General features: G+C 57.9%; 1 rRNA gene (cut by a window edge). It reads left to right on the top strand.

What is annotated here, in order from left to right:
• Positions 1 to 2,500 (top strand): 23S ribosomal RNA (locus tag GQS09_RS26920); its annotated part reaches 519 nt to the left of the window's first position; the annotation flags it as partial.

Raw genomic sequence — 2,500 nt, 5'->3', positions numbered from 1 at the left:
ATTCCCTGGTGACCGATAGCGGATAGTACCGTGAGGGAATGGTGAAAAGTACCGCGGGAGCGGAGTGAAAGAGTACCTGAAACCGTGTGCCTACAAGCCGTGGGAGCGTCGCACAGCAGGTTTTGCTTGTTGTGTCGTGACTGCGTGCCTTTTGAAGAATGAGCCTGCGAGTTTGGGTGTGTTGCGAGGTTAACCCGGGTGGGGTAGCCGTAGCGAAAGCGAGTCTGAACAGGGCGTTTGAGTAGCGCGCTCAAGACCCGAAGCGGAGTGATCTAGCCATGGGCAGGGTGAAGCGGCTGTAAGAGGTCGTGGAGGCCCGAACCCACCAGAGTTGAAAATCTGGGGGATGACCTGTGGTTAGGGGTGAAAGGCCAATCAAACTCCGTGATAGCTGGTTCTCCCCGAAATGCATTTAGGTGCAGCGTCGTGTGTTGCTTGCCGGAGGTAGAGCACTGGATAGGCGATGGGCCTTACCGGGTTACTGACCTTAGCCAAACTCCGAATGCCGGTAAGTGTAAGCGCGGCAGTGAGACTGTGGGGGATAAGCTCCATGGTCGAGAGGGAAACAGCCCAGAGCATCGACTAAGGCCCCTAAGCGTGTGCTAAGTGGGAAAGGATGTGGAGTCGCCCAGACAGCCAGGAGGTTGGCTTAGAAGCAGCCATCCTTGAAAGAGTGCGTAATAGCTCACTGGTCGAGTGATTCTGCGCCGATAATGTAGCGGGGCTCAAGTACACCGCCGAAGTCGTGTCGCCCGGTCATTTACTTCTAACGGAGGGCCGGGTNNNGGGTAGGGGAGCGTCGTGTGCCGGGTGAAGCGGCGCCGTGAGGCAGTTGTGGACGGTTCACGAGTGAGAATGCAGGCATGAGTAGCGATACAGGAGTGGGAAACTCCTGCGCCGATTGACCAAGGGTTCCTGGGTCAAGTTGATCTGCCCAGGGTAAGTCGGGGCCTAAGGCGAGGCCGACAGGCGTAGTCGATGGATAACCGGTTGATATTCCGGTACCCGTTGCGGAGCGCAAGGGCCGAGGCTGGTGATGCTAAGCCCGTGAAGCCTCCCTGTGCCTTCGGGTGTGGGGTTGGTGGAGCCGGCGGACCAAGCTGGTAGTAGGTGAGTGATGGGGTGACGCAGGAAGGTAGTCCAGCCCGGGCGGTGGTTGTCCCGGGGTAAGGGTGTGGCCCGCGAGGCAGGGAAATCCGTCTCGTGTTGAAGGGTGAGACCTGATGCCGAGCCGTTGTGGTGAAGTGGATGATCCTATGCTGTCGAGAAAAGCCTCTAGCGATGTTCCGTGGCGGCCCGTACCCTAAACCGACTCAGGTGGTCAGGTAGAGTATACCGAGGCGTTCGGGTGAACTATGGTTAAGGAACTCGGCAAAATGCCCCCGTAACTTCGGGAGAAGGGGGGCCGCTTCCGGTGAAGGAGTTTTCCTCTGGAGCTGGGGGTGGTCGCAGAGAGCAGCGAGAAGCGACTGTTTACTAAAAACACAGGTCCGTGCGAAGCCGTAAGGCGAGGTATACGGACTGACGCCTGCCCGGTGCTGGAACGTTAAGGGGACCGGTTAGCCTGGATTCGTCCGGGCGAAGCTGAGAACTTAAGCGCCAGTAAACGGCGGTGGTAACTATAACCATCCTAAGGTAGCGAAATTCCTTGTCGGGTAAGTTCCGACCTGCACGAATGGCGTAACGACTTCTCGACTGTCTCAACCATAGGCCCGGTGAAATTGCACTACGAGTAAAGATGCTCGTTTCGCGCAGCAGGACGGAAAGACCCCGGGACCTTTACTACAGCTTGATATTGGTGTTCGGTTCGGCTTGTGTAGGATAGGTGGGAGACTGGGAAGCCGCCACGCCAGTGGTGGTGGAGTCGTTGTTGAAATACCACTCTGGTCGTTTCGGATGTCTAACCCGGGTCCGTGATCCGGATCGGGGACAGTGTCTGGTGGGTAGTTTAACTGGGGCGGTTGCCTCCTAAAGGGTAACGGAGGCGCCCAAAGGTTCCCTCAGCCTGGTTGGTCATCAGGTGGTGAGTGCAAGTGCACAAGGGAGCTTGACTGTGAGACTGACGGGTCGAGCAGGTGCGAAAGCAGGGACTAGTGATCCGGCGGTGGCTTGTGGAAGCGCCGTCGCTCAACGGATAAAAGGTACCCCGGGGATAACAGGCTGATCTTCCCCAAGAGTCCGTATCGACGGGATGGTTTGGCACCTCGATGTCGGCTCGTCGCATCCTGGGGCTGGAGTCGGTCCCAAGGGTTGGGCTGTTCGCCCATTAAAGCGGTACGCGAGCTGGGTTTAGAACGTCGTGAGACAGTTCGGTCCCTATCCGCTGCGCGCGTTGGAGTCTTGAGAAGGGCTGTCCCTAGTACGAGAGGACCGGGACGGACGAACCTCTGGTGTGCCAGTTGTTCTGCCAAGGGCATGGCTGGTTGGCTACGTTCGGGATGGATAACCGCTGAAGGCATCTAAGCGGGAAGCCGGCTTTGAGATGAGGACTCCCACCCAC

Source organism: Streptomyces sp. YIM 98790 (genome assembly GCF_011421595.1).
Classification (GTDB): Bacteria; Actinomycetota; Actinomycetes; order Streptomycetales; family Streptomycetaceae; genus Streptomyces.
The sequence above is the reverse complement of the archived record's forward strand: the minus strand, read 5'-3'. Positions and strand labels throughout refer to the sequence as shown.